The 4,347-nt window shown below is 37.4% G+C and carries 4 protein-coding genes and 1 pseudogene; 4 read left to right on the top strand and 1 reads right to left on the bottom strand.

The genetic code is table 11. From position 1 onward, the window contains the following. A pseudogene (locus tag LJE08_RS12785) lies at window positions 1-161 on the top strand (IS200/IS605 family transposase); the annotation flags it as partial. 111 nt (window positions 162-272) lie between these two features. Here the strand turns inward: LJE08_RS12785 and LJE08_RS12780 are convergent. Next, the gene (locus tag LJE08_RS12780) at window positions 273-1,361 is read right to left on the bottom strand and encodes a M20 family metallopeptidase (RefSeq protein ID WP_227403421.1); all 1,089 of its coding nucleotides are present in this window, start codon (window positions 1,359-1,361) and stop codon (window positions 273-275) included. Window positions 1,362-1,501: 140 nt separating this feature from the next. Between LJE08_RS12780 and LJE08_RS12775 the strand changes: the two genes are divergently transcribed. From LJE08_RS12775 to LJE08_RS12765, 3 genes are all read left to right on the top strand, one after another. After that, entirely contained in the window at window positions 1,502-3,115 is a 1,614-nt protein-coding gene (locus LJE08_RS12775; RefSeq protein WP_227403420.1) for a Na/Pi cotransporter family protein, read from the top strand. Between the two features lie 39 nt (window positions 3,116-3,154). After that, window positions 3,155-3,904, top strand: coding sequence for a threonine/serine exporter family protein (locus LJE08_RS12770; protein ID WP_186999740.1), 750 nt, complete (start codon window positions 3,155-3,157; stop codon window positions 3,902-3,904). 11 nt (window positions 3,905-3,915) lie between these two features. Next, window positions 3,916-4,347 (top strand): threonine/serine exporter family protein (locus tag LJE08_RS12765; RefSeq protein ID WP_227403419.1); only part of this gene is annotated, 432 nt, incomplete at its 3' end.

Below are 4,347 nucleotides of genomic sequence, written 5' to 3'. Positions count from 1 at the left end.
CAGTAGGATTGAATGATGCGACAGTTGCAAAATATATTCGAGAGCAGGAAATGCACGATATAGCAATGGATAAAATGAGTGTAAAAGAGTACGCAAATCCATTCTCAGAACCACACCAACAGGCGTATAAACAAGAAAAAGCAAGGAGAAAGAATAAGTAAAAATGAAGCCCTTTGCGAGCTGGCAGTAAAGTTTTATAGCCGCAGAGAAAACCACGCCTTTTAAGCGTGATTTTTAGGTATCATAATAATAAAAACCCATCCTAGTGCTTACTAGAATGGGTTTTTTGTCGTTAATAGTTTCCTGTATAGTTCCACACCTTTGTATAGGATGGCTTCATCAAAGGTGAACTTATTTGAGTGTAATGGAATGGTGTCTCCCGTACCTAAAAAGAAGAAGATAGATGGGGCTACATTTCTATAGTAGCCAAAGTCTTCACTGATAAGTACAGGGCTTTCTAGTTTGTTGACTAGATTGTTTTTGTATATTGTATAGAATAATTCTTCGTTGTTGAATACAGGTGGATAGTGGTGATTGATTTTGAAGTTTACTTGCACCTTGTATTTTTTGATTGCATTATTCATGTTTTGTTCAATGATATTCACAATTTGATCAAATACCTTTGGATCATAATAGCGAATAGAGCCACGTACATGGGCTTGGTCAGCAATGATGTTAAAAGCTGATCCAGAATGGAAAGTTCCAAAATGAAGAAGGTGGAATGTGTTGTCGTCGAAAGCTTTTTCTTCTTGTTCTAAAGACTTTTGTAGAATTTCTACACAAGCCGTTAGTGCATTGATTCCATTTTGAGGTTGGGCTGCATGACTGGCTTTTCCTTTTACTAAAAGTTCAAACTCACATCCGCCTGCCATCATTTCATGAGGACGCGTATAGACTTTGCCTTTTTCAAGTTCTGGATAGATGTGTGTTCCGTAGATGGCGGCAATATTAAATTTATCGAAGAATTTAGATTCAATGATAGGTTTGGCGCCACCAGGTTTTTCTTCGCCTGGCTGAAATAACAATAATACGTTGTAGTCGCTTTCCTTGGCATATTTCGCTAATTCTAAAACCATGGCCATATGGCCGTCGTGCCCGCAGGCGTGCATATATCCATTGGTGCTTTTGAATTCTAGGTCTGTATTTTCTTCCATAGGAAGTGCATCCATATCGGAACGGAATACGATTGTCTTTTCTTTTTGGTTATCAAAATAGGCGGTTACACTATTTTGGATGGGATGATCAATGATGCAGTCATATAAGTCTAATACGTTTTCAATATATTGCGCTGTCTTTTGTGTGGTAAGTTCAATTTCTGGAATTTGGTGTAAATTTCTTCTGTTTTCAATGATTGTTGTCATAAAATTCTCCTTTTATTGGGGTTATTATACACCCTATTTTGAATTGTTAAATAAATTTAACATAGATTTAACATTGTAAAGATAGTATGAATTTGCGTTTAAATTTATATTAAGTGTGTAATTATGAAAAGGTGGAAAATATGACAACAACAAATATATTGTCTTTATTGGGTGGATTAGCTTTATTCCTATATGGAATGCAGATGATGGGAAATGGTCTTGAAGCTGCGGCTGGAGATCGTTTAAAACAAATTTTGGAGAAATTAACTTCAAATCGATTTTTAGGAGTCATTGTAGGTGCGCTTGTTACGGCGGTTATTCAAAGTTCGAGTGCAACAACAGTTATGGTCGTTGGATTTGTCAACGCACAGATGATGACTTTACAACAAGCTGTATGGATTATTATGGGAGCTAACGTCGGTACAACCATTACGGGTCAGTTGATCGCGCTGGATGTAAGTGCCATTGCTCCATTAGTTGCCTTTATGGGTGTGGCATTGATTATGTTTACGAAGAGTGCCAAAGCAACCGATATTGGGCAGATCATTGCAGGTTTGGGTATTCTTTTTATTGGTATGAATATGATGAGTACAGCTATGATGCCATTAAGAGAATCAAAAGAATTTGTTGAATTAGTCACACATTTCTCAAATCCATTAGTAGGTATTTTGGTGGGTGCAGGATTTACGGCTTTGATTCAATCGAGTTCAGCTTCAGTAGGTATTTTACAAGCCCTAGCAGCCAGTGGTGTTATTGGTTTGGATGGAGCTGTATATGTGTTGTTTGGGCAGAATATTGGTACTTGTATTACGGCTGTTCTTGCTTCAATTGGGACAAGTCGTGAGGCTAAGCAGGCTACCGCCATTCACTTGAGCTTTAATATCATTGGTACAACGATCTTTACAATTGTATGTATGTTTACACCATTGGTATCTTGGGTTATTCATTTAACGCCATACAATCCGATTGCACAGATTGCGAATATGCATACTATATTTAATGTTTGTACAACAATCTTGTTGCTTCCATTTGGAAAGTATTTGGCTGAGTTTGCACAACACATCTTGCCGGTTGAAAATAAAGAGATTGAAGATGAGCGTTTATTGTATTTGCAGCCACTACCTAAGTCTAAGAAGATGATTGGTGGTGCAGCTATTTCGGTTAAACAAATTAATGATGAAACAATGCACATGTTGAGTCTTGCGTATGAGAATGTAAATCAGGCTTTTGATCAATTGTTGCAGTTTAGTGATAAGACAGATGAACAGATCTACAAAAGAGAGGATACAGTCAATTACTTGGATAAAGTCATTAGTGAATATATTAGTACGGCTTTGGCTACGCCAAACTTGAATGTGAATATTTCTCAAGCATTGTCTAGCTACTATTTGATGTTAGTGGATATTGAGCGTATTAGTGATTATGCCGTGAATATGAATCATCAGGCGACAAAACGTCTTCAAGGAGATATGACAATTTCGGAAATTGAAATTATAGAGCACATGAAGAAGTTATGTGAGGATATGAAGAATGATTTGGATGATGTAGAAGAGGCAGAACGTAAAGATGATGTGATTGATTCACTTGTATCTAGTTGGCGTGAAGCACAGATTCAAGCTTTAAAACAAAAGAAATGTTCAAGCGAAGTCAGCATGATGTTGTCACGTATTTTTACAGATTTTGAGCGTATTAATGACCACGCTTTAAATGTGTCTCAAGAACTGGACAAGATTACAGTGGAAATTCCTGATTAATAAGCAGTTTTTCTGCTTATTTTTTGTTATAATTTGATTATGAATATTGAGAAGTTATTGAATACAATTATTGAAGCAGGAAAGATGTTAGTGGAGAGTGGTGCGGAAGTCAGCCGTGTCGAAGAAACAATGGTCAGAATGTGTCATTGTTTTGAAGGTATTGAATATGCGGATAGCTATGTGACTTTAACGGGTATCATGTTTTCTTTGACGTATGACAATCAAACAATGACGCGTATTTGCAGGGTACACACGGGAGAGGTAGATTTGAATCGTATTGATCAAATTAATACGCTTTCTAGAAGAATTTGTTCAAATCCAATATCAGTGGATGAGTTAGCTAATGAATTGGATCGAATTAAGGGGATGTCTCGCTATACATTTAAAGAGACAATGCTTTTTGGTGCGGTTGGCGCTGCTGGATTTGGAATGTTCTTTAATGGGACTTTATTAGAAATTGTAATGTCCTTTTTTATTGGAATTTTGATTCGTTGTATTAGCTGTTTCTTGTCAAAACACAAACTAAATTCTTTCTTGAATAATGCGATATCGGCAGGATCTGCAGCACTGAGTGCGCAATTGATCCATCAAGCATTACCGCAGACGAATGTGGATATTATGGTTATTTCTAGCTTTATGCTTTTAGTGCCTGGACTTGCGATTACCAATGCGATTCGTGATACGATTGCAGGAGATTATGTTTCTGGTGTCGCAAGAGCGGTTGATGCCTTTTTGTGTGCTATTGCCATTGCGGTAGGGGCTGGTTTTGTGATGTATTTTTGGATATAGGGGAATGAATTATGATATATGTGATTTTAAAAGCAGGAATCTCTTCATTCCTTGCTAGTTTAGGGTTTGGTTTCCTATTTAATATTAAAGGAAGAAATTTATGGCTAGCCGGTGTTGTAGGCGCCATTGGTGGTGTCTGTTACAAGGTGGGACTGTATTTAGATTGTTCTGAAATATTATCCAATTTCTATGGGGCTTTAGGTTTAGCCTTAGCATCAGAAATATTGGCACGACAATGTAAGACACCAGTCACAACATTTTTAGTTTGTGCATTGATTCCATTGGTTCCTGGAGGCGGTATGTATCGTACGATGCTTGCGGCCATTCGTGGGGATGCTCAAAACACACTAAATATGGGGCTTCAAACGTTGAGTATTGCGGGGGTTTTGGCTTTGGGAATCCTATTGGTTTCCACAATTATGCGTGTGTATTATCAGGAAAAG

This window comes from Holdemanella sp. DFI.5.55, from assembly GCF_020593575.1.
Classification (GTDB): domain Bacteria; phylum Bacillota_I; class Bacilli_A; order Erysipelotrichales; family Erysipelotrichaceae; genus Holdemanella; species Holdemanella hominis.
This window is presented reverse-complemented; position numbering and strand designations above follow the sequence as displayed.